Below are 18407 nucleotides of genomic sequence, written 5' to 3'. Positions count from 1 at the left end.
GGCTATGAGGCTAATTACAGCTTTTTCAGCAGTTGCAGCAGATGTTCTTCGCTCTTTTCGGCCAGCCCGTCAATGGCCAGCTTGATGATGTCGGAACGGGTAATGCGTACCACGCCATTACGTGCCGCCTGCACAATGATTTCATCGATGGCGTCGACGTGGTTATCGGTCAGACTGACCGAAATCGCCTTGTAGGTGCGTTTACGGCCCTGGGGTTTGGCTTCGGCAACGGGGGCTATCAGGGTGTGGGAGGTGGCGCTATTGATAAACTCGTCTTCCGACATGCGGTGGGTAGGGGTGCGCTTTTTCACAGGATCACCTCTTTCACCAGGTTTTCGATTTCCGCCTGCGCCTTGGCGTTGTGCGCCTCGTGCACGGTGATCGCCTCACCCCAGGCATCGCGATAAATCTTGCGATCGCACAGGCGGTTGCTGACCAGGGTAAATTCCGGGTATTCACTCAGTACCTGCGCCGCTTCGTTGGCTTCGTTAATAAAGATATTGGTCGGGCACATGTTCAGCACGATGTAGCCTTTCACCTTCTCGTTATATTCCTGCGCGGTAGAAAACATTTCCGACAGATAACCTATGGTGTCGAGATCCATCTGCGACGGGCGCAGCGGAGAGAGGAACAGATCGGCCGCCAGCAGGCCGGAGCGCAGTTCGGCGCTGTCGCGGCCGGCGGTATCGACAATCACGTAATCGTAATGACGATCCAATTCCAGCAGGGTCTCTTTGATTTTACCCGAGGCGGCGACCACCGGGATATGCGGCAGGCCCTCCACATTCTGGCGATCGTTATACCAGGTCATGATTGATTTCTGATCGTCAGCATCGACGATGATGGCGGTTTTCCCCTGTTTGAGGATCAGATATCCGGCGATATTGACCGCCTTGGTCGATTTTCCTACGCCACCTTTTTGCGAGCCAATCAAAACAATCATGCTGCCATCTCTCAAGTTATCAAGCTGCTAACTTATTAAGCTATTTGCTTATTAAGTTAGTGCGCTTATTAGGTTGATAATTAAACAGGTTAACAAGAACAACTTGTGGACAATATGCACCAACGGTGGCCGCTTGCCAAGCCAGTATGCTGTTAACTTTGCAGCTTATTTTGCTGGTAACTTATCAAGTGGGTAAGTAGGAATGCTCTGGGAAATGGAGGAAGGGACGGTTTTTTGTTTTTTTATTAGCTTAATAAGTTGCTAGCTTAATGGCTTTTTGCGGATGCGACAGTACGCATCCGCAGCGGCGGCATTACTTTTTCAACATCGATTTCAGGTTGGCGAACGGATTATGGGTCGCTACGCCGACGTCTTTTTGCGCGTCTTCACCGGCGATCACCGTTGAGCCATATTGGTCTGCTTCGGTGTACTTGGAGTGTTCGTGGTCGTGGCAGTACAGGCACAACATTTCCCAGTTGCTGCCATCTTCCGGGTTGTTGCTGTGGTCGTGATCGATATGGTGAACCGTCAGCTCGCGCAGGTTGGAGTAAACGAATTCGCGTGAGCAGCGCCCACAGACCCACGGGAAAATTTTCAGCGCTTTTTCGCGGTAGCCGGTCTCCAGCCTTGCGTAGTTTTTGGGAATATATGCCATGGTGAGTGCCTGTAGAATGATAACGATATTACGTTCAATACTATCACAAAGCGCCGGGTTACAGCGTGCGACACATCACCGTCACTTCTTCGCCTGAAACCTGGCGTTGCTCTACCGCTTGCCAGCCCAGCTTTTGATACAGCGGCTGTTGGTCCGGCGTGTAGAGATACAGTTCGGCGATATTTTTCTGTTTGCAGTGAGTAATGCACTGGTCGATCAGGCGGCGTGCGATGCCCAGACCGCGATATTGCGGATGGGTGAAAACTTCGCCCAGCCAGAATTTGCGCTCTGGCTTATCCGCCAGATCGTAAATGACCAGGCTGGCCGTGCCGAGGATATGTTGTTGCGGTGACAGCGCCAGCAACGTCATGCCGGAATGCTGCGGTTCACAGCGTTGTTCAAAGCGTTGGCTGATTTTCTCGTGGCTGCTCCACGGCGAGAAATCACGCCACTCCTGATGCAGCAGGGTAGCCAGTTCGCCAATGCGCTGGCGGTGTGCGGAAAGTCGTTCGATACGCATGATTTAAGTTCTTGTTGCCCAGAGAATGCACAACTATAGCCGCAGTTGTCGGCTATTTAAAGGCCTCCACCGCCCAGTCGATGAACACCCGCAGCTTGGCGCTGAGATGGCGGTTAGAGGGATACACCACGTACATTTGCTCCGATGGCGGTTGCCAGTCGTGCAGCAGGCTGACCAGTTCGCCGTTGTCCAGATGCGGTTGCGCCATAAAGCGGAAGGTCTGGATGATGCCCAGGCCGGCCAGTGCGGCGGCCAGCAGCGCATTGCCTTCGTTGACGCTGACATGATAGCGGTGCTGGATGTCGATCTCTTTGCCCCGATCAACGAAGTGCAGCGGCTGGATGCGATCGTTCAGCGCATGGCGGTAGTGCGCCAACGGGTAGCCCAGTTCCAGATCACAGGGGTGTTTCGGCGTGCCGTAACGCGCCAGATAGGATGGCGTGGCGCAGGTGACCCATTCCAGCTCGAACAGGCGGCGGGCAATCAGGCTGGAATCGGCCAGCGGGCCGCTGCGGATCACGCAGTCGGCGCTGTCGTTGATCAGATCGATCAAGCGGTCGCCGACGCCCAAATCAATCTGAATCTGCGGATAACGCTCGATAAAGTCCGGCAGCGCCGGCACCAGCAGTTGGCGTGCGGTCGAGCCACCGGCATCAATGCGCAGCACGCCCTGCGGCGCGCTCTGGGATTCGGTCATGCAGCCTTCCATCTGCTCCAGTTCCGCCAGCCACTTAACCGTGCGCTGGTAATAACACTCGCCCTCAGGGGTAACAGACACGCTACGGGTGGTGCGCTGGAACAGCTTGGTCTGCAGGTGATCTTCCAGATTCTGGATCAGCTTGGTGACGGTGGCCTTGGGCATCCGCAGCGAGTCTGCCGCGCGGGTGAATCCGCCGGTTTCCACCACGCGGTTAAACACCCGGATGGCGAGTAAATGATGATCCATAACGCTCTCAGTGCAAAACCCCGGTCGGAGGACCGGGGTGTTTCTGTGGATAGACAATGATTATGACTGTTTAGCGCCAATCATGCCGGAACGCAAGGTCAAGCCGAACACCAGCGCGGCGGAAAGGGTGAGAGCGCCGCCGAACAGCATGGCGCTGCTGACGCCCTGCCAGTCGACCACTTCCCCGCCCAGCAGCGCGCCTGAGGCCAGCGCAATCTGGATCACGCAGACCAGCAGCGCCTGGCCGGCCTCCGGCGCCTGTGGCACTGCGGCAAACATCCAGTTGGTGGCGCAAACCGGCACGGCGCCGAACGCTAACCCCCAAACCATCACCATCAGCGTGGCACCGGCAATGCCGCTGAGGAACGGCGAAACGATCAGGATGGCGGCCAGCATGGCGGCGATCAGGATAAAGGTGGCGCGCAGGCTGCGCTCCGCCAAGCGTTCGCCGAGGAAGGTGCCGAGCAGGCCGATGGCGCCGTAGGCCAGAAGTTGCAATGAAATCGCCGACGGACTAAGGACAAACACCTGTTGCAGCAGCGGTTTCAGGTAGGTGTAGGCGGCAAAATGGCCGATAAACAGCAAAACGATGGCAATCAACCCGGTACGCGCCATCGGCAAACGCAGCGGCAGCAGCAGATCGCGCGGTGTGACCGGCCGGGTGGGCGGCACCGACGTCAGCAAGCGCAGCTGCGCCAACAGCACACCCACCGCCAGCACCGCGCTGCCAAAGAAAGCGGCGCGCCAGCCGAACAGGTCGCCAATCAGCGCGCCCGCGGGCACGCCACATACCGCACCGACTGAAATACCGCTCAGGATCAGCGCGGTGGCGCGGCCCTGGCTGGCTTCCGGCACCAGATGGCGGCCGTAGTTGGCGGCGAAGGCCCAGAAACCGCCGACGCAGACACCCAGCAGCACGCGACCGAGCAGCATCATCGGGAAGTTAACCGCCAGCGCCGAAACCAGATTGGACACCACCAGCAACAAACTCAACGCCAGCATCAGCAGGCGACGATCGAGCCTGCCGGCCGCCAGACTCAGCGCGGGCGCGGCTATCGCCGCCACGATGCCGGGCACGGTAACCATCAGGCCGGCCTTGCCGGTGCTGACGTCCAGCGACGGCGCGATATTGGTCAGCAGGCCGATCGGCAGAAACTCGGTGGTGACCATCACAAAGCAGGCGACCGTCAGTGAGAAAATCGCCAGCCAGGGTGATGATGCAGGTTTATCTTTATTATTCAGCATAGTACCGCTCGTCTCAGGTGAGTACGTACGCCGCGCAGTAAGGCGCGGAGTGACAGAGATCACAATTTACGCAGGCCTTGGCGACGGATAAATCCGTTTACCGTAGTTACACTGTTTCTGAGGAGGAATAATCACGCGAAGCAAGCAAAGCGGCGGGTTGCGGCAGAACGGCAGGTTAAAGGCTCAATGGGCATAAGCTTATGCGGCGGGCGCAGCAGACTGCGCCCAGAGGCATCACAACCCCGGCGCTTTCCACATTGAGGTGGTCAGGCCGTGGTCCACCAGCGTGAGCTGATCGGCATAGATCTGCCGCCAGGTGTCCTTTTGCTGTTGATAGAGTTCATGATTGGCGCTATCCGGCTGATATTCACGCTCCCAGCGCACCAGTTTTTCACCGGTGGCCGCCAGCGACTCATACAACCCGGCGCCGACGCCGGCGGCAATCGCGCAGCCCAGCGCGGTGGCTTCTTTCACCACCGGCACGCGAACGGTCAGGCCGGTGACATCGCTCAGGATCTGGCTCCACAATTTGCCCTTCGAACCGCCGCCGGCGAACACCAGCGAGTGCGCCTGCACGCCCGAGAAGCTGGCGATCTGCTCCAGATTGCAGGCGGAGACAATGGCGGCGTTCTCTTCCAGCGCACGGAACAGGGTTTGCTTATTGCAGCGTTCCGGGTCGAGCGACATATTGATAAACGACGGCGCGGCGTGATACCAGGTTTTGAAGTGCATGGCGTCGGAAAATATCGGCATCACCCCGTAGGCACCCGGCGGCACCCGCGCCGCCATCTCTTCCAACAGGCTGTAAGCATCTACACCCAGCCGTTCCGCCATCAGCTTTTCCTCGGCACAGAAGGCGTCGCGGAACCAGCGCATGGTCAACCCAGTGAAGAAGCTGATGGATTCCGCCTGTGCCATACCGGGGATCACGTGCGGGTTAATGCGGATGTTCATGTCCGGATCGGTGGCCGGTTCCGGCAGGTTGACGATTTGCTGCCAGAAGGTGCCGCCCAATACCGCCGTTTGCCCGGCATGCACCACCCCCAGCCCCAGGCTGCCCAGTTGAACGTCGCCGCCGCCCATCACCACCGGCGTGCCACGCAGCAGGCCACTTTGCTCTGCCGCCGCTGCGGTAACCTGCCCCAGCAGGTTGCCGGTCTCTTTCACCGGCGACAGAATATCGGCGCGTAGCCCGGCCATATCGAGCAGCGCCGGTCGCCAGTCGCGGCTGACCAAATCCAGCATGCCGGTAGTGCCTGCATTGGAAGGATCCACCGCCAGTTCGCCGCTCAGCATATTCGCCAGCCAGTCGCTGATCATGGTCAGCGTCGCCGCCTGCCGATAGATGTCCGGCCGGTGGTGGGCCAGCCACAGCAGGCGCGGCATGGCGCTTAACGCCAGCGTTTGGCCGGAATATTGGTACACCTCGCTTTCGAAATGATGGTTATGCAGCTCTTTGAGCTCGCTGACTTCATGGCTGGCACGCGCATCCACATTGGCGCAGGCCCAAATCGGTACGCCGTTACGATCGTACAGCACTATGCCTTCGCGCATTGAGCAGCAGGCTACCGAGCGGATAGCCTGGCCAGTCAGGCCTGCGTTTTGCAACGCCTGCCGGATGCACTGGCAGGTCAATTGCCAGTTGTGGGTTAAATCAAACTCCATTGAGCCGGGTACCCCAGACACCGCCAGATGCCGCCACTCAGCCTGGCCCTGCGCGATCTGATTGCCCGCCAGATCGAAGATTACCGCGCGAACGCTGCCGGTGCCTGCATCCAGCGCCATCAAATAGTTATCCATAGTTCACACTCTCTGGGGTTGGGATCTTAACTATAGATGCCGGGTTCGCGCCTTCGCGTGAGCAAAACCTGGGGGCGGCGGGATTTGTGAGCTGTGCTGCAAAATTGCCGCCGCGCAGGGTAAATCAGAGGGAATAAACCTATGGTTTGAAAGAACAGTGATTTCAAGGTTAAACAAGGAGCCGCCATGCACGTCACTTTGGTCGAAATTAACGTTAAGCAGGACAAAATCGACGAGTTTATTGAAGTTTTCCGCGCCAACCATCTGGGGGCGATCGAAGAGCCGGGTAACCTGCGCTTTGACGTGCTGCAGGATGAAAACATCCCGACGCGGTTTTATATCTATGAAGCCTATAAGGATGAGCAGGCGGTTGCCGCCCATAAAAAGACCCCGCACTATCTGCAATGCGTGGAAAAACTGGAGGCGCTGATGACCGGCCCGCGCAAGAAAACCACCTTTATCGGCTTGATGCCGGCTTAGTGAGCGGCATCAGGGTAATTTTGTTCAATACTTTGCCGCCCCTGGGCGGCAATCTGGCATCTGTGAAATTTTTCTCAGGTGCTAGTAATCATGAATATTTACTTTTCCATGGCCGCTTTTGCGTTGGCCGCTTCCATCACCCCTGGTCCGGTCAATATCCTTGCCCTGAGCGCCGGGGCGCAATTCGGTTTTAACGCTACCCTGCGGCATGTGCTTGGCGCCACGTTGGGGTTTACCCTGTTACTGATCCTGATTGGTCTGGGATTGCACCAACTGCTGACCCAGTGGCCGGTGCTGACGAAGATCATCCAGTGGGGGGGCGTCGCATTCTTGCTGTTTATGGCTTATCAACTGGCCTTTGATGACGGGCGGCTGGGCAACGACCAGCAGCGTCAGGCGCCGTCATTCTGGTACGGCGCGCTAATGCAGTGGTTGAATCCCAAAGCCTGGCTGGCGTCGGTGGCCAGCCTGGGGGCGTTTGTCGCCGACGGTGACCGGCTGCTGCTGTGGCAGTTCGCGGTGATTTATGGCGTTATCTGTTACGCCTCGGTGGCCTGCTGGGCCTACGCCGGCGCGATGCTGACCGGTTTGTTGCAGCGAGCCCGCAACGTGCAGCGTTTTAATCGGCTGATGGCGCTGCTGTTGGCGGCCAGCGCCTGTTATCTGTTGGCCGACGGTGCTTAACGCGGGTTTTGATACTGGCCGGGGGTAGCGGCCAGCAACTGTTTGAACGTGCGCTGGAAGTGCGCCTGATCGGCAAAGCCACTTTCGCTGGCGACTGCGGCGATAGGGTAGCCGCGTTTTAGCAATCGGTGGCCGAACTGGATACGGCGATTCACCAGATAGGCGTGCGGCGTCATGCCGTAATGCTGCTTGAAGGCGCGGATCAGGTAGGAGGGCGACAGCGCCGCCGCCTGGCAGATCGCCTCCAGCGTCAGCGGTTGGGTACAATGTTGGCTGATAAAGGCGGCCGCGGCTTCCAGTCTGGGGTGGGCGACAATGGCGGAGGGGTGCGCTTCGCCCAACCGGATTTGCAGATCGGTAAAATATTCCACCAGGGCAATGTGTTTTTCCAGATTGCCGCATTGCGGGTCAGTCAAGAGTCCATAAAGCCGGTTCAGGCCGCTGAACAGCTGCGGATCGCGGCTGAGCACTTCTTTGAATGGGATAAAATCGCCGTCGCCGCCGGCTATCTCCCGTTGCAGCTCACCCAGCCAGGCGGTATCGATATAAAACATGATGTATGACCAACTCTGGTCGCCGATCGGGTTGCAGGCGTGGGCCTGCTGCGGGTTGATAATCACCACGTCGCCGGCGCTGACCTGCCACTGCCGGCGGCCGTTAATATAAATGCTGGTGCCGTCGGTGATGGTGCCAATGGAAAAGATTTCATGGCTGTGCAGGGCATAACAGACCTTGCGGCCATCCGCGATGGCGCGGGCCTCCACAAAGGGCAACTGCGGGTCGCGCCAGAACTGCGGTGCATTAGCGGTCATTGGTTTTCCTTTTGGGTGCGAGGAGGCTAGCTTGTTATAGCGTAAAACGTGTGAAGGAGGGAATACGGATGATGATTTTTAATGTGTTCGGCCGCCTGATGGGCGTTAAAAGGGGGGAGGGAGAGTGGCTACTGTTCCGCGTGACGCTGCCGGAGCGCAAATATGTGCGCAGTTACGATATCGTGCTGCCGGAGGAGTTGACCGAGGCCGATATTGCCGGCTATCTGGGGGATATTTATCATGAAGCGGCGACCGAAAGGTACCCCGACGTTTTCAAAATAGAATAAGGCCCCGGCAGAATGACCGGGGCGCAGATTAATCTTCTTCGTTGCGGGCCATCAGCTGGCGCTGGTGTTCTTCGCTGGCCGCCTGGATTTCTTCCAGTACTGAACCGACATCGGCGCGCTTGCTGCTTTCCACGAACTTCCCGGTCAGCACGCTTTCCGGCGTCAGATTGCCTTCCTGATACAGCGCCCAGATCTCTTTGGCGTATTTACTGTTGAGCAGTTCCGGCGCGTATTGACCGTAAAAATTCGACATATTGTTGATATCGCGCTCGAACATGCTTTTTGCGTGATTATTGGCGGCGGCGTCCACCACCTGCGGCAGATCGATAATCACCGGCCCATTTTTGTCCATCAGCACGTTGAACTCCGACAGATCGCCATGCACCAGCCCGGCGCACAGCATACGCACCGCGTAGTTCATCATCACCGCGTGATCGGCCAACGCCTGTTCCTGCGTCAGGCTTACATCGCTCAGGCGCGGCGCAACCAGGCCTTCTTCGTCGGTAATCAGCTCCATCAACAGCACGCCATCCAGGCAAATATCCGGCTGAGGCACGCGCACGCCCGCTTTGGCGAGCAGGTACAGCGCATCGACCTCGGTGTTTTGCCAGGCTTCTTCCTGCTGCTGGCGGCCGAATTTGGAGCCTTTGCTCATGGCGCGGGCATCGCGGCTGTTACGCACTTTACGGCCTTCCTGATAATTGACGGCCTGCTTGAAGTTACGTTTGTCTGCTTCTTTGTAGACTTTGGCGCAGCGGATCTCTTCGCCGCAACGCACGATAAAGACGTCGGCTTCTTTGCCACTCTTTAAACGGCGGATGACGTCGTCGATTAAACCATCATCTACCAATGGCTGGAGTCGTTTTGGAATTTTCATGCAGCCTTGTACCCTATTTAGGCTCCTGTGTGAATGGTTTGCTTAGGTGATACCGCAATTTAGACCTGAAAGGCAAAAATTAGTTTTGCCGCCGGGGTGACTCATCGCCGCGACGGCGGTCTTGCTACAGGTTTTCGGCCAGCACCCAGACGCTGACGCTGCCGCCGTTTACCGGGAAAGTGGCGTTCCCCCGATCGTCGGTGGTGACTTCATCCTGACGGTTGCCGAGCAGGTCGCGCCAGGTTTTATGCGCCAACTCCGCGCCCAGAGAAACCGCTTTGCCGTTTTCGGCGCCATTGGTGAGCACCACTACGCAGCCGGGGGTATCAGCGGTGCCGCTGCGGCTGAAGGCCACACAGTTTCTATCGTTAAAATAATCGGTTTGCACGCCGTTGGCAAAGCGTTGACGCGCCTGGATCAATTTTTCCAGCTCGGGGATCACCGGCATATCGATCTGGTATTCATTGCCGTCGCCGCCTTTGTCTTTATAACTGGCACCGTACAGGTCAGGATAAAACACGCAGGGCACACCCTGTTCGCGCAGCAGGATCAGGGCGTAGGCCAGCGGTTTAAACCAAGGCTCGACCGGGGCTTCCAGCGACTGCAGCGGCTGCGTATCGTGGTTGGCGACCAGCGTGACCGAGTGTGCCGGATCGGCGGCAGTCAGGGTATCGGTAAAAATCTGCGCCATGTCGAATCCGTCGCCCTGCTTCGAGGCCTGATGAAACTTCAGGTGCAACGCCACGTCGAACAGCATCACTTTGCCGTCCACCAGGTCAATATACTGCCGTAACGCCGCCAGATCGTGTGACCAGTATTCCGCGACGATAAACAGATCGCGCTGTGCGGCATCGCGCACATGGTCCGCCCATTCCTTAAAGAACCAGGCTGGAATGTGTTTGGCGGCATCGAGCCGGAACCCGTCGCACGGCAGGGTTTCCATCAGCCAGCGCGCCCAGAACTTCAGCTCTTCCGCCACCGCCGTGTTGCGAAACTCCACGTCGGCGCCCATCAGGTAATCGTAATTGCCTTTCTCGCCGCCGACCTGATCGTTCCAGCCGTCGTCGCCGTAGTCATTGTCGATTTTGAACACGCCTTTTTCATCCGGCTGTTCAATGTAATCGACCCCGCCAAAACATTTATAATCCCAAATAAATTGGGAGTGGGTACCCTGGCGGCCGGGGAAAGTAAAACGCGTATAAGCCAGCGCGTCGAAACCCTGATCGTGGATATTGTTGCGGTTGTTGACGTCCGCTCGGTACACGTGGACCTGTTCTTTCTCGTCGGCGCCGAGCTTATGGTTGAACACCACGTCGTAAATCACCCGCACGCCGTTGTCGCGCAGCGTGGCGGCGGCATGGGTCAGCGCCTCTTTATCACCGTATTTGGTGGCGCGGCTGCCTTTTTGATCGAACTCGCCCAGATCGAACAGATCATAACTGTCGTAACCCACCGAATAACCGCCGGAAGCGCCCTTATAGGCGGGAGGTAGCCACAGATCGGTGATGCCCAGTCCGGCAATGTGCGGTGCGCGTTCCGCGGCTTCCTGCCATAGCTTACCCCCATCGGGGTAATACCAATGAAAAAATTGCAGCAGCGTGGTTTTTTTCGTCATGAACCAGCATCCCGGTTAGCCAGAAAGAGGTGAGGGATTGGCCTTGTTCCCGCCATATCCTCTTTTAGCATGGGCTATTTTTGGCAAAAGGGAAAATTCAATGCAGGCAGCCGCGAGCGGCCGCCTGGAGTGCGGGTTAACGTTGGCCGGCGTAATGTGGTGAGCGTGGGCCATAGAGAATGGCGCCGTTGCTGCCGGTGGCCGACAGCAGGCGGGTATTGGCGATGGCGCCGATATCGAAGCCTTTGTCGCTGATGGTATCGACGATTTGCGCCACGGCAGCGCTAATGACCATACCCAGCAAACCGCCGCTGGAGTTGTTGTTGTTTTCATTGCTGGATGCGCTGGCGACGCCGGCCCACAGTTGCTTGCCGCTGCGCAGATCAACCAGTTTCGCATTGACGGTCACGCGCGTCTCGCTGTTGAGCACCATATAGCTGGTTCCATATTGCGTGACATCGAGATAAAGCACCGCGTCGGCGCCAAAAATGCTATGCAGTTTTTGGATACTGACCGCGCGGATATCGTTGGCGTTAGTCAGGCCATTTTGCTGGAAGGTTTCTTCAACCACCGCGACCGGGAACACATAGTAGCCTGCTTCGGCCAAAGGCAGCGTGGTGGTAGAAAGCACGCTATGGCTGGCTTTGACATCCGGCGAATGGTTAACCGGTGGCAGCACCAGGATCGATTTGGGTTTGCTTTCATGGAATGCGGCGTAATCGTAAGGCGCCTGTTTGGCGCAGCCGGTTAGCAGCAGCGTGGCAATCACGCTGAATAAGCCTAATGCACGCTTCATTTAAAACTCCCCTTATCTTTGCTCAGCAAGAAATTCATAAACGGCGCTGACTCAGGGAACAGCGATTTTTCCGTGTTGAACTCAGCCAATGCCTGGCCGGTATTGCCGGTTTTGCTGTAGAGCAGACCGAGCTGCGCATGCAGGCCCGGCGGTACGGCTTTATCCTTGGCGCGGGATTTTTCGATGAGGGTTTTCAGCGTGGCGATCTGCTGCTCAGGGCTTTCCCCATCTTGCTGATAATATTGATAAAGAGAAGTTTGATACCCATCCCAATTGTAGATCGTTTTTGGCGCGGCACAGCCGGCCAGCAGGGTGGCTGCGAACAGCACCCCGCCCATTTTTTTAGTTATCATAATGCTGCTTCTATTCCGTTAGTTAGCAGGGCGCCATGCGCCACTTTCGATCCCGGCAACCAGATTGTTTACCGCCTCGCGTACCGCGAGATCCAACACTTTGCCGTTCAGGGTAGAATCGTAGCTGGCGGTGCCGCCAAAGCCGATGATTTCACGGTTGGACAACTCGTATTCGCCTGCGCCCTGGCTGGAATACACCACTTCCGAGGTTTGGACGTTAACCACATTCAGGTTGACCTTGGCGTAAGCCACCTGCGATTTACCTCGTCCAAGAATGCCCCACAGCTGATGATCGCCGACTTCCTTGCGGCCAAATTCAGTCACATCACCGGTAATCACGTAGTTGGCGCCTTTGAGCGTTTGCGCTTTACCCTTAATGCCGGCTTCGGTTTTCAGCTCATCCATATTGGCGCGGTCCAGCACGTTGAAGCGGCCAGTTTGCTGCAGATGGGTGATCAGGATGGTTTTGGACTGGTTGCCCAAGCGATCGACACCGTCAGAGAAAATGCCGTTCATGTAGCTGGAGCGGTTATCAAATTTGCCGACGGCGATGGGGCTGCGCTGGCCTTGATAGGTGGTGTTGTAGGAAGCCACTTTTGGCACTTCCAAAGAGCGGGAGGATTCCGTTGCACACCCTGCCAGCAAACTGGCGGCAAGCGTTACGGAACAAAGAGTGAAGGTCGTTTTCATTGGAAATAATCTCTCCATGATTATAAAACGGCGACAGGTTGATGCACCCTGCGCCAACCGTTCAAATAGGCGCGAAAACAGGCGACAACCCTTGAACGGCGTAATCCTGCCATGGATAAGCGGCAAAACACAACCTGTTAGCGTCGCAATGTGGCGTATTTGATGGAGAGTAAATCATTTAAATACAAAGGATTGATCGTGGATATAGATCATTTTGCGTTTTTCGGCTTTCTTGAGGTGCTTTTATGCCGAATGATTATTTGTATGACTTTAATTTTCTGGTTTTTTATTTTTATGATTTTTTATAAGTGAGATGTTAACTCTGTGCGCGGCGGCATTTGATCTATAGATACCGGCTGCGCACATTGTTCGATTAACCCATTTTTATTCGCCTGCCACCCTATTTGAATATCAGTGTTTTCCACCCTGACGCAGGGCTTCTTCACCGCCAATAAAGCAGTCTTCGTCCAGCGTCAGGCTGGCGATTTTATGCACCGGTCCGCGCATGCGGACGTGAAAATCCCCGCTGAAGCTAATCTGCAACTGGCCGCCCGGCATCTGAACGCTGACGTTGTCATCGACCCGATTCAGCTTGCGCATGACGCTGGCGGCCGCGCAGCTGCTGCTGCCGGAAGCCAGGGTAAAACCGGCGCCACGTTCCCAAATGCCGATGCGCAGCGTCTGGCGATCTATCACTTCCACTAGTTGCACGTTGGTCCGTTTGGGAAACAGCGGGTGATTTTCTATCTGTGGCCCCAACCGGTGGACCTGCGCCAGATCAAGCCGAGTCACCGGCACCACGCAGTGCGGGTTACCCATCGATACCAGCGATACGCTGAGGGTTTCCTCCGCCAGCGCCAGCGGATAGTTGAGCGCCTCGGGCAAGTCGATAAGCGCCGGCAGCGCTGCCGGATTGAAATTGGCACGCCCCATATCCACGCGGACCTGGTGTTTATCTTCATCGACCCGGCACTGCACGTCGCCACCGGCGGTGTGTACCAGAAACGGCAGGTGGCCGACGCGGCCGATATCAAACAGGTAACGGGCATAAATGCGCAGGCCGTTACCGCTTTTCTCGGCCTCCGAACCGTCGGGGTTAATGATGCGCAGCGTGGGATTGATATTGTCGCCGCTGTCGATCAGCAAGCCGTCTGAACCTATGCCGTAATGGGGATGACACAGTATGCGGATTTGCTCGTTGCTCAGCCGCGCAGCGACCGAATGGTGGCACACCAGGTAATCATTACCCAGCCCGTGATATTTATGAAACAGCAGAGGAGTCATGGCGTTTGTCAGGTTCGCTGTAAGAGGAAACCACAGCTTACAACAGATTTTTGGCGGGGGAATAAAACAAAAGGCGGCACAAGCCGCCTCTTTGCTCAACTGCTGATTCAGCAATTAATTGTAGATGATCGCAGTACCGTGCAGCTTGTTGTCGCCGGCGGTTGAGATGATCTGGAAGGATTTGGCGCCGGCTTCATCCGCTTTGGCAGCCAGTTTGTTTTCCAGGCTGGTCAGGTCGGAAGCCCCGCTGACGGTGATCACGCCGGTTTTTTGCAGGTCTGCCGGTTGAGTATTAACCAGTTCGGCGGCGAAGCTACCGAAAGAAACGGAAGCCAGTGCGAGAGCGGCGAGGGTCATTTTCAGGTTTTTCATGGTCTTATTTCCTATCTCTATTCTGTACGATGTTTGTTTGGTAAGGTCGTTAAATTGATTAACGATCGATAATTTAATGTTAAACGCCGGTTCGGCGTATTGCAACTATTTTTTTAATGTTCGTTAATTAATTTTATTTTCATCGTCGTCTCCGGGGGCGTAAATTGCTGTCATCGGCCCTGTAGATAACGATTAACTTATTGTTATTGATAGATTACTGCGGTGCCGTGCAATTGGTTATCGCCACCGGCGCCAATGATACGGAATGATTTCGCACCGGCTGCGTCCGCTTTTTCCGCCAAACTGGCTTCCAGTGAGGTAATATCGGAAGCGCCGCTGACGGTGATCACACCGGATTTTTGCTGATCTGTCGGTTGGCTGTTAACCAGATCGGCAGCGAAGCTCCCGAAGGAAGCAGAAGCCAGAGCGAGAGCAGCAAGAGTAATTTTTAAGTTTTTCATAATATTAGTTCCTATCCGAGAAGCATGAATTGGGTTTTCAATGTCTGTCGTCAAGATTACTTAACGATCGATAACTAAATGTTAATCCCTTCTCGACGGGAGCGCAATATTTTTTTATAATGATCGTTAATTTAATTGTGAAGCCCTGCTGCGGGGCGGGATAAGAGAGGGTCTATGAGTATCAATGAAGAAGTCTGCGCCAAAAAAACGCGTGGCAGACCGAAGCAGTTTGATCGCGACCGTGCGTTGGAAAGCGCACTCGATCTGTTCTGGCGGCACGGTTATGAGTCAACGTCGCTGGCCGATCTGGTCGAGGTGACCGGTGCCAAGGCGCCAACGCTGTACGCCGAGTTCGGCAACAAGGAAGGGCTGTTCCGCGCTGCGGTGGAACGTTACCTGCAAAAATACACCACCTGCACCAACCAACTGTTGGAGCAGGACCTGCCGATTGCGGAAATCGTAGAAGCTTACGTCCGCTCTTCAGCGCAGGTGTTTACCGATCCGGACACGCCGTCCGGTTGCTTTATGGTGTGTGCGTCCGCCGCGCTGTCATCTTCTTCTGACGAAGTCGCCATGATGCTGCGTAAAAAACACCATTCGCAGGAAACCAGCCTGAAGGCCTGTTTCGACCGTAAAGTGCAGCAGGGCGAGTTGCTGGCAAAAACCGACACCGGGTTACTGGCGAAGTACATTATTTGCACCATTGAAGGCATGTCGGTGCAGGCGCGTGAAGGGGCAAGCCGCGAGGAGTTGTTCCGTCTGCTGGATGCGCTGATGCTGGTTTGGCCGCGTCTCAGCCAGGTGGGGAATAAGGTCTAGGGAAGGCGTCAGGATAAGGCCGCATCGCTGCGGCCTTGATCTGAATTACTGGTTAACCGGGATCACCGCGCCTTTGTATTTTTCGCGGATAAAGTCCTGAATTTCCTTGGAGTGCAGCACTTTTACCAAGGCCACAATCTCCGGCTTGTTCACGTCGGCCTTATGCACGGTGATGATGTTGGCATACGGGTTATTTTCACCGCTTTCGATAGCGATCGGATCCTTCGTCGGGTTCAGCCCGGCGTCAATGGCGTAGTTGGCGTTAATCACTACCGCGTCGCCCTCATCATTGTTGTACATCTGCGGCAGCAGCGCGCCTTCAACGTTAGCCAGGAATTTCAGGTGTTTCGGGTTTTCCACCACGTCGGTGATGCGCGCATCCACCTTGCTCACGCCCGGCTTCAGCTTAATCACGCCTTCTTTCTCAAAGATGGACAGAATGCGGCCTTCTTCCGCCACTGCGTCACGCATGATGATTTTGCCGTTGTCAGGCAGATCTTTCAGGCTTTTATACTTCTTGGAATAAATACCGATCGGTTCGATATGGATGGCACCGGCGCTGACGAAGTCATAGGTCTTATCGCCGGCATGATCCTTCAATACCGAATTCAGGTAGGGCACGTGCTGGAAATAGTTGGCGTCAATATCGTGGCTGGCCAGCGCCGTGTTCGGCAGAATGTAATCCTGGAAAGGCTTGATCACCAGATCGATGCCTTCCTTTGCCAGAATCGGTTTGGCCTGCTCGAGGATCTCGGCATGGGGTACGTTGGACGCGCCGACCACCAGCTTGGTTTCCGCCGCCGCACCAAAGGACGCCAACGCGGTCAGAGAGGCGAAGGCCAGCATCATTATTTGCTTTTTCATCATCATTATTCCTGAGTTATTTATCGTTTATCGAGCGTTGTTGTAATGGTGTCGCCAATGAACTGGATAACGAAAACGATCAATAAAATCGTCAGCGTCGCCACCAGCGTCACGTCACCGTGGTTGCGTTGAAACCCTTCCAGATAGGCCAGGTTACCCAGCCCGCCGGCACCTATCACCCCGGCCATCGCGGTGTAGCTCACCAGTGCGATCAGGGTGACGGTAATGCCGGAAACCAGCGCCGGAGAAGACTCCGGCAGCAGCACGCGGAAGATGATGGTGCCGGTTTTGGCGCCCATGGAGCGCGCCGCTTCAATCACGCCTTTGTCCACCTCGCGCAGGCCAATCTCCACCAACCGGGCATAGAAAGGCGCAGCGCCGACAATCAGCGCCGGCAGGGCGGCGTCGGCCCCCAAAATAGTGCCGATCAGCGCCTTGGTGAACGGGATCAGCAGCACAATCAGAATGATGAAGGGGATGGAGCGGAACACGTTGACCAGTACCGAAATCAGCGAATAGACCGCGCGGTTCTGCAACAGCTGGCCCCGGGAGGTCAGAAACAGGATCACTCCCAACAATATGCCGAGCACCAGCGTTGCCAGCCCGGCGATGCCGGTCATATACAGGGTTTCCCAGGTGGCGTTCAGCAACTGATCAATACGCAGGTGAGGGAACAGTGACTCAATCATGTTTGATGACCTCAACGGCGATATCTCGTTCTTTCAATAATTTCAGCATGTTGTCGATTTGCAGGTCGTTGCCTTCCGCGTGGATATACAGCTCGCCGAACGACCCGTTAAGGGTGTGGCTGATTTTGCCGTGCAGAATGTTGATGGTCACCCGGTAGCGCTGGATCACATCGGAAATCACCGCCTGATGGGTTTGCATGCCGACAAAGGTCAGCTTGAAAATGGCCCCAGGCAGATGTTGAGCCAGCAACGGATTGAAGTTCTCTTCGGTTTCCTGATACTGCGAAACCTGTTTAACGAACTGCCGGGTAATCGGCTGCTGCGGCTGGGTAAAGACATCGATCACCGGGCCTTCCTCGACGATGCGCCCGTTTTCCATCACCGCCACGCGGTGGCAGATTTTGCGTACCACGTGCATTTCATGGGTGATCAGCACAATGGTCAGGTTCAGCTTACGGTTGATATCCAGCAGCAGCTCGAGAATCGAATCGGTGGTTTGGGGATCGAGCGCCGAGGTGGCTTCATCGCACAACAGCACGCCAGGGTTGTTGGCCAAAGCGCGGGCAATGCCGACGCGCTGTTTCTGCCCGCCGCTGAGCTGCGAAGGATAGGCATCCTCGCGGCCCTGCAGACCAACCAGCGCGACCAGTTCCGCCACCCGCTGCTTGATTTGCGCCTTGGGCACGCCGGCGATTTGCATGGAGAAGGCGATATTTTGGCTGACGGTGCGTGACCACAGCAGGTTGAAGTGTTGAAACACCATGCTGATTTTCAACCGCGCCTGGCGCAGTTGGTTGCCTTTGGCGCGGGCGATATCGAAACCATCGACTTCAATACTGCCGCTGGTGGGGGTTTCCAACCCGTTAAGCAGGCGGATCAGGGTGCTTTTACCGGCACCGCTGTAGCCGATGATGCCGTAGATTTGCCCGGCCTCCACGGCCAGGTTGACATCATCAACCGCGACAACGCGGCCCTGCGCGTTGTCAAAAGTTTTGCAAACGTTCGAAAGAACGATCATAGAGCAGCCAATCCTTATTAATACATCACAGTATTCCGCCCGGAGCGAGTCACGCCGGACAGGGGGCGGCTTCTGGGGGCAAAAGGCAGGCGGAACCTCTGTTTCTGGTGAATACGGGCCAATCCTACCGGGGGTTTATAGTGACAGGAAGAATGTAAAATCTATTAGTTATTCTGATTTGGTATATCAAATCATGA

The 18407-nt window shown here is 56.1% G+C and carries 23 protein-coding genes; 4 read left to right on the top strand and 19 right to left on the bottom strand.

Annotation, left to right across the window (positions count from 1 at the left end; all coding sequences use genetic code 11):
* Positions 1-14: 14 nt before the first annotated feature.
* The 7 genes from SPL01S_RS17655 to lsrK all read right to left on the bottom strand — a co-directional run bounded on the left by SPL01S_RS17655 (position 15) and on the right by lsrK (position 6109).
* On the bottom strand, positions 15-311 hold the full coding sequence (locus SPL01S_RS17655; RefSeq protein ID WP_004942032.1) for a hypothetical protein: 297 nt from the start codon (positions 309-311) through the stop codon (positions 15-17).
* Positions 308-943, bottom strand: a complete 636-nt coding sequence (locus SPL01S_RS17650) for a division plane positioning ATPase MipZ (protein WP_004942035.1) — start codon at positions 941-943, stop codon at positions 308-310. The genes SPL01S_RS17655 and SPL01S_RS17650 overlap by 4 nt, the downstream gene beginning before the upstream one ends.
* Positions 944-1256: 313 nt before the next feature.
* Positions 1257-1598 carry an HNH nuclease YajD gene (gene yajD, locus SPL01S_RS17645; protein WP_004942039.1) on the bottom strand — a complete coding sequence of 114 codons (342 nt, stop codon included), beginning with the start codon at positions 1596-1598 and terminating at the stop codon, positions 1257-1259.
* A 58-nt stretch (positions 1599-1656) separates the two neighbouring features.
* Positions 1657-2118, bottom strand: a complete 462-nt coding sequence (locus tag SPL01S_RS17640; protein ID WP_063201709.1) for a GNAT family N-acetyltransferase — start codon at positions 2116-2118, stop codon at positions 1657-1659.
* A gap of 52 nt (positions 2119-2170) precedes the next feature.
* Positions 2171-3064, bottom strand: coding sequence for a LysR family transcriptional regulator (locus tag SPL01S_RS17635; protein WP_063201706.1), 894 nt, complete (start codon positions 3062-3064; stop codon positions 2171-2173).
* A gap of 60 nt (positions 3065-3124) precedes the next feature.
* Positions 3125-4309, bottom strand: a complete 1185-nt coding sequence (locus SPL01S_RS17630) for an MFS transporter (protein WP_013812024.1) — start codon at positions 4307-4309, stop codon at positions 3125-3127.
* A 234-nt stretch (positions 4310-4543) separates the two neighbouring features.
* Complete coding sequence (gene lsrK / locus SPL01S_RS17625; RefSeq protein ID WP_063201702.1) at positions 4544-6109, bottom strand: autoinducer-2 kinase; 1566 nt, start codon at positions 6107-6109, stop codon at positions 4544-4546.
* A gap of 186 nt (positions 6110-6295) precedes the next feature.
* Here lsrK and lsrG point away from each other — a divergent pair, with 186 nt between their 5' ends.
* Positions 6296-6589 (top strand): (4S)-4-hydroxy-5-phosphonooxypentane-2,3-dione isomerase, encoded by a 294-nt coding sequence (gene lsrG, locus SPL01S_RS17620; RefSeq protein ID WP_062870029.1) that lies wholly within the window; start codon positions 6296-6298, stop codon positions 6587-6589.
* A gap of 90 nt (positions 6590-6679) precedes the next feature.
* Entirely contained in the window at positions 6680-7273 is a 594-nt protein-coding gene (locus tag SPL01S_RS17615) for a LysE family translocator (protein WP_062870030.1), read from the top strand.
* On the opposite strand, the gene SPL01S_RS17610 is transcribed toward SPL01S_RS17615, so the two are convergent.
* Complete coding sequence (locus SPL01S_RS17610) at positions 7270-8085, bottom strand: AraC family transcriptional regulator (RefSeq protein WP_063201699.1); 816 nt, start codon at positions 8083-8085, stop codon at positions 7270-7272. The two genes, SPL01S_RS17615 and SPL01S_RS17610, sit on opposite strands and share 4 nt — an antisense overlap.
* Positions 8086-8153: 68 nt before the next feature.
* Here SPL01S_RS17610 and SPL01S_RS17605 point away from each other — a divergent pair, with 68 nt between their 5' ends.
* Positions 8154-8372 carry a DUF7661 family protein gene (locus SPL01S_RS17605; RefSeq protein WP_063201695.1) on the top strand — a complete coding sequence of 73 codons (219 nt, stop codon included), beginning with the start codon at positions 8154-8156 and terminating at the stop codon, positions 8370-8372.
* A gap of 28 nt (positions 8373-8400) precedes the next feature.
* On the opposite strand, the gene SPL01S_RS17600 is transcribed toward SPL01S_RS17605, so the two are convergent.
* The 8 genes from SPL01S_RS17600 to bhsA (SPL01S_RS17565) form a co-directional block, all read right to left on the bottom strand.
* Complete coding sequence (locus SPL01S_RS17600) at positions 8401-9249, bottom strand: PA4780 family RIO1-like protein kinase (RefSeq protein ID WP_004942055.1); 849 nt, start codon at positions 9247-9249, stop codon at positions 8401-8403.
* A 124-nt stretch (positions 9250-9373) separates the two neighbouring features.
* Complete coding sequence (gene amyA / locus SPL01S_RS17595) at positions 9374-10864, bottom strand: alpha-amylase (RefSeq protein WP_063201692.1); 1491 nt, start codon at positions 10862-10864, stop codon at positions 9374-9376.
* A gap of 136 nt (positions 10865-11000) precedes the next feature.
* Complete coding sequence (locus SPL01S_RS17590) at positions 11001-11660, bottom strand: DUF799 domain-containing protein (RefSeq protein WP_020438692.1); 660 nt, start codon at positions 11658-11660, stop codon at positions 11001-11003.
* Positions 11657-12013: a DUF4810 domain-containing protein gene (locus SPL01S_RS17585; protein ID WP_006324245.1), complete on the bottom strand. Its 357-nt coding sequence runs from the start codon at positions 12011-12013 to the stop codon at positions 11657-11659. The genes SPL01S_RS17590 and SPL01S_RS17585 overlap by 4 nt, the downstream gene beginning before the upstream one ends.
* 18 nt (positions 12014-12031) lie before the next feature.
* Positions 12032-12703, bottom strand: a complete 672-nt coding sequence (locus SPL01S_RS17580) for a CsgG/HfaB family protein (RefSeq protein WP_063201689.1) — start codon at positions 12701-12703, stop codon at positions 12032-12034.
* Between the two features lie 411 nt (positions 12704-13114).
* Positions 13115-13987: a diaminopimelate epimerase gene (gene dapF, locus SPL01S_RS17575; protein WP_063201685.1), complete on the bottom strand. Its 873-nt coding sequence runs from the start codon at positions 13985-13987 to the stop codon at positions 13115-13117.
* 114 nt (positions 13988-14101) lie between these two features.
* Complete coding sequence (gene bhsA / locus SPL01S_RS17570) at positions 14102-14359, bottom strand: multiple stress resistance protein BhsA (RefSeq protein WP_063201682.1); 258 nt, start codon at positions 14357-14359, stop codon at positions 14102-14104.
* Positions 14360-14562: 203 nt separating this feature from the next.
* Positions 14563-14820, bottom strand: coding sequence for a multiple stress resistance protein BhsA (gene bhsA / locus SPL01S_RS17565; protein ID WP_004942062.1), 258 nt, complete (start codon positions 14818-14820; stop codon positions 14563-14565).
* A 174-nt stretch (positions 14821-14994) separates the two neighbouring features.
* Here bhsA (SPL01S_RS17565) and SPL01S_RS17560 point away from each other — a divergent pair, with 174 nt between their 5' ends.
* Positions 14995-15639 (top strand): TetR/AcrR family transcriptional regulator, encoded by a 645-nt coding sequence (locus SPL01S_RS17560; RefSeq protein ID WP_063201679.1) that lies wholly within the window; start codon positions 14995-14997, stop codon positions 15637-15639.
* A gap of 45 nt (positions 15640-15684) precedes the next feature.
* On the opposite strand, the gene SPL01S_RS17555 is transcribed toward SPL01S_RS17560, so the two are convergent.
* Genes SPL01S_RS17555 through SPL01S_RS17545 form a run of 3 tightly spaced genes read right to left on the bottom strand, consistent with a single transcriptional unit; the run spans position 15685 to position 18210 of the window.
* Positions 15685-16506 carry a MetQ/NlpA family ABC transporter substrate-binding protein gene (locus tag SPL01S_RS17555; protein WP_004942067.1) on the bottom strand — a complete coding sequence of 274 codons (822 nt, stop codon included), beginning with the start codon at positions 16504-16506 and terminating at the stop codon, positions 15685-15687.
* A gap of 17 nt (positions 16507-16523) precedes the next feature.
* Entirely contained in the window at positions 16524-17192 is a 669-nt protein-coding gene (locus SPL01S_RS17550; RefSeq protein ID WP_062870037.1) for a methionine ABC transporter permease, read from the bottom strand.
* Positions 17185-18210: a methionine ABC transporter ATP-binding protein gene (locus tag SPL01S_RS17545; RefSeq protein ID WP_063201676.1), complete on the bottom strand. Its 1026-nt coding sequence runs from the start codon at positions 18208-18210 to the stop codon at positions 17185-17187. The genes SPL01S_RS17550 and SPL01S_RS17545 overlap by 8 nt, the downstream gene beginning before the upstream one ends.
* Positions 18211-18407: the final 197 nt, after the last annotated feature.

Origin of the sequence: Serratia plymuthica NBRC 102599 (assembly GCF_001590925.1) — a bacterium.
Classification (GTDB): Bacteria; Pseudomonadota; Gammaproteobacteria; order Enterobacterales; family Enterobacteriaceae; genus Serratia; species Serratia plymuthica.
This window is presented reverse-complemented; position numbering and strand designations above follow the sequence as displayed.

Excerpts from the sequence above, each read along its gene's own strand:
- SPL01S_RS17650 (WP_004942035.1), bottom strand. The coding sequence starts at position 943 with ATGATTGTTTTGATTGGCTCGCAAAAAGGTGGCGTAGGAAAATCGACC.
- yajD (WP_004942039.1), bottom strand. The coding sequence starts at position 1,598 with ATGGCATATATTCCCAAAAACTACGCAAGGCTGGAGACCGGCTACCGC.
- SPL01S_RS17640 (WP_063201709.1), bottom strand. The coding sequence starts at position 2,118 with ATGCGTATCGAACGACTTTCCGCACACCGCCAGCGCATTGGCGAACTG.
- SPL01S_RS17635 (WP_063201706.1), bottom strand. The coding sequence starts at position 3,064 with ATGGATCATCATTTACTCGCCATCCGGGTGTTTAACCGCGTGGTGGAA.
- SPL01S_RS17630 (WP_013812024.1), bottom strand. The coding sequence starts at position 4,309 with ATGCTGAATAATAAAGATAAACCTGCATCATCACCCTGGCTGGCGATT.
- lsrK (WP_063201702.1), bottom strand. The coding sequence starts at position 6,109 with ATGGATAACTATTTGATGGCGCTGGATGCAGGCACCGGCAGCGTTCGC.
- lsrG (WP_062870029.1), top strand. The coding sequence starts at position 6,296 with ATGCACGTCACTTTGGTCGAAATTAACGTTAAGCAGGACAAAATCGAC.
- SPL01S_RS17615 (WP_062870030.1), top strand. The coding sequence starts at position 6,680 with ATGAATATTTACTTTTCCATGGCCGCTTTTGCGTTGGCCGCTTCCATC.
- SPL01S_RS17610 (WP_063201699.1), bottom strand. The coding sequence starts at position 8,085 with ATGACCGCTAATGCACCGCAGTTCTGGCGCGACCCGCAGTTGCCCTTT.
- SPL01S_RS17605 (WP_063201695.1), top strand. The coding sequence starts at position 8,154 with ATGATGATTTTTAATGTGTTCGGCCGCCTGATGGGCGTTAAAAGGGGG.
- SPL01S_RS17600 (WP_004942055.1), bottom strand. The coding sequence starts at position 9,249 with ATGAAAATTCCAAAACGACTCCAGCCATTGGTAGATGATGGTTTAATC.
- amyA (WP_063201692.1), bottom strand. The coding sequence starts at position 10,864 with ATGACGAAAAAAACCACGCTGCTGCAATTTTTTCATTGGTATTACCCC.
- SPL01S_RS17590 (WP_020438692.1), bottom strand. The coding sequence starts at position 11,660 with ATGAAGCGTGCATTAGGCTTATTCAGCGTGATTGCCACGCTGCTGCTA.
- SPL01S_RS17585 (WP_006324245.1), bottom strand. The coding sequence starts at position 12,013 with ATGATAACTAAAAAAATGGGCGGGGTGCTGTTCGCAGCCACCCTGCTG.
- SPL01S_RS17580 (WP_063201689.1), bottom strand. The coding sequence starts at position 12,703 with ATGAAAACGACCTTCACTCTTTGTTCCGTAACGCTTGCCGCCAGTTTG.
- dapF (WP_063201685.1), bottom strand. The coding sequence starts at position 13,987 with ATGACTCCTCTGCTGTTTCATAAATATCACGGGCTGGGTAATGATTAC.
- bhsA (WP_063201682.1), bottom strand. The coding sequence starts at position 14,359 with ATGAAAAACCTGAAAATGACCCTCGCCGCTCTCGCACTGGCTTCCGTT.
- bhsA (WP_004942062.1), bottom strand. The coding sequence starts at position 14,820 with ATGAAAAACTTAAAAATTACTCTTGCTGCTCTCGCTCTGGCTTCTGCT.
- SPL01S_RS17560 (WP_063201679.1), top strand. The coding sequence starts at position 14,995 with ATGAGTATCAATGAAGAAGTCTGCGCCAAAAAAACGCGTGGCAGACCG.
- SPL01S_RS17555 (WP_004942067.1), bottom strand. The coding sequence starts at position 16,506 with ATGATGAAAAAGCAAATAATGATGCTGGCCTTCGCCTCTCTGACCGCG.
- SPL01S_RS17550 (WP_062870037.1), bottom strand. The coding sequence starts at position 17,192 with ATGATTGAGTCACTGTTCCCTCACCTGCGTATTGATCAGTTGCTGAAC.
- SPL01S_RS17545 (WP_063201676.1), bottom strand. The coding sequence starts at position 18,210 with ATGATCGTTCTTTCGAACGTTTGCAAAACTTTTGACAACGCGCAGGGC.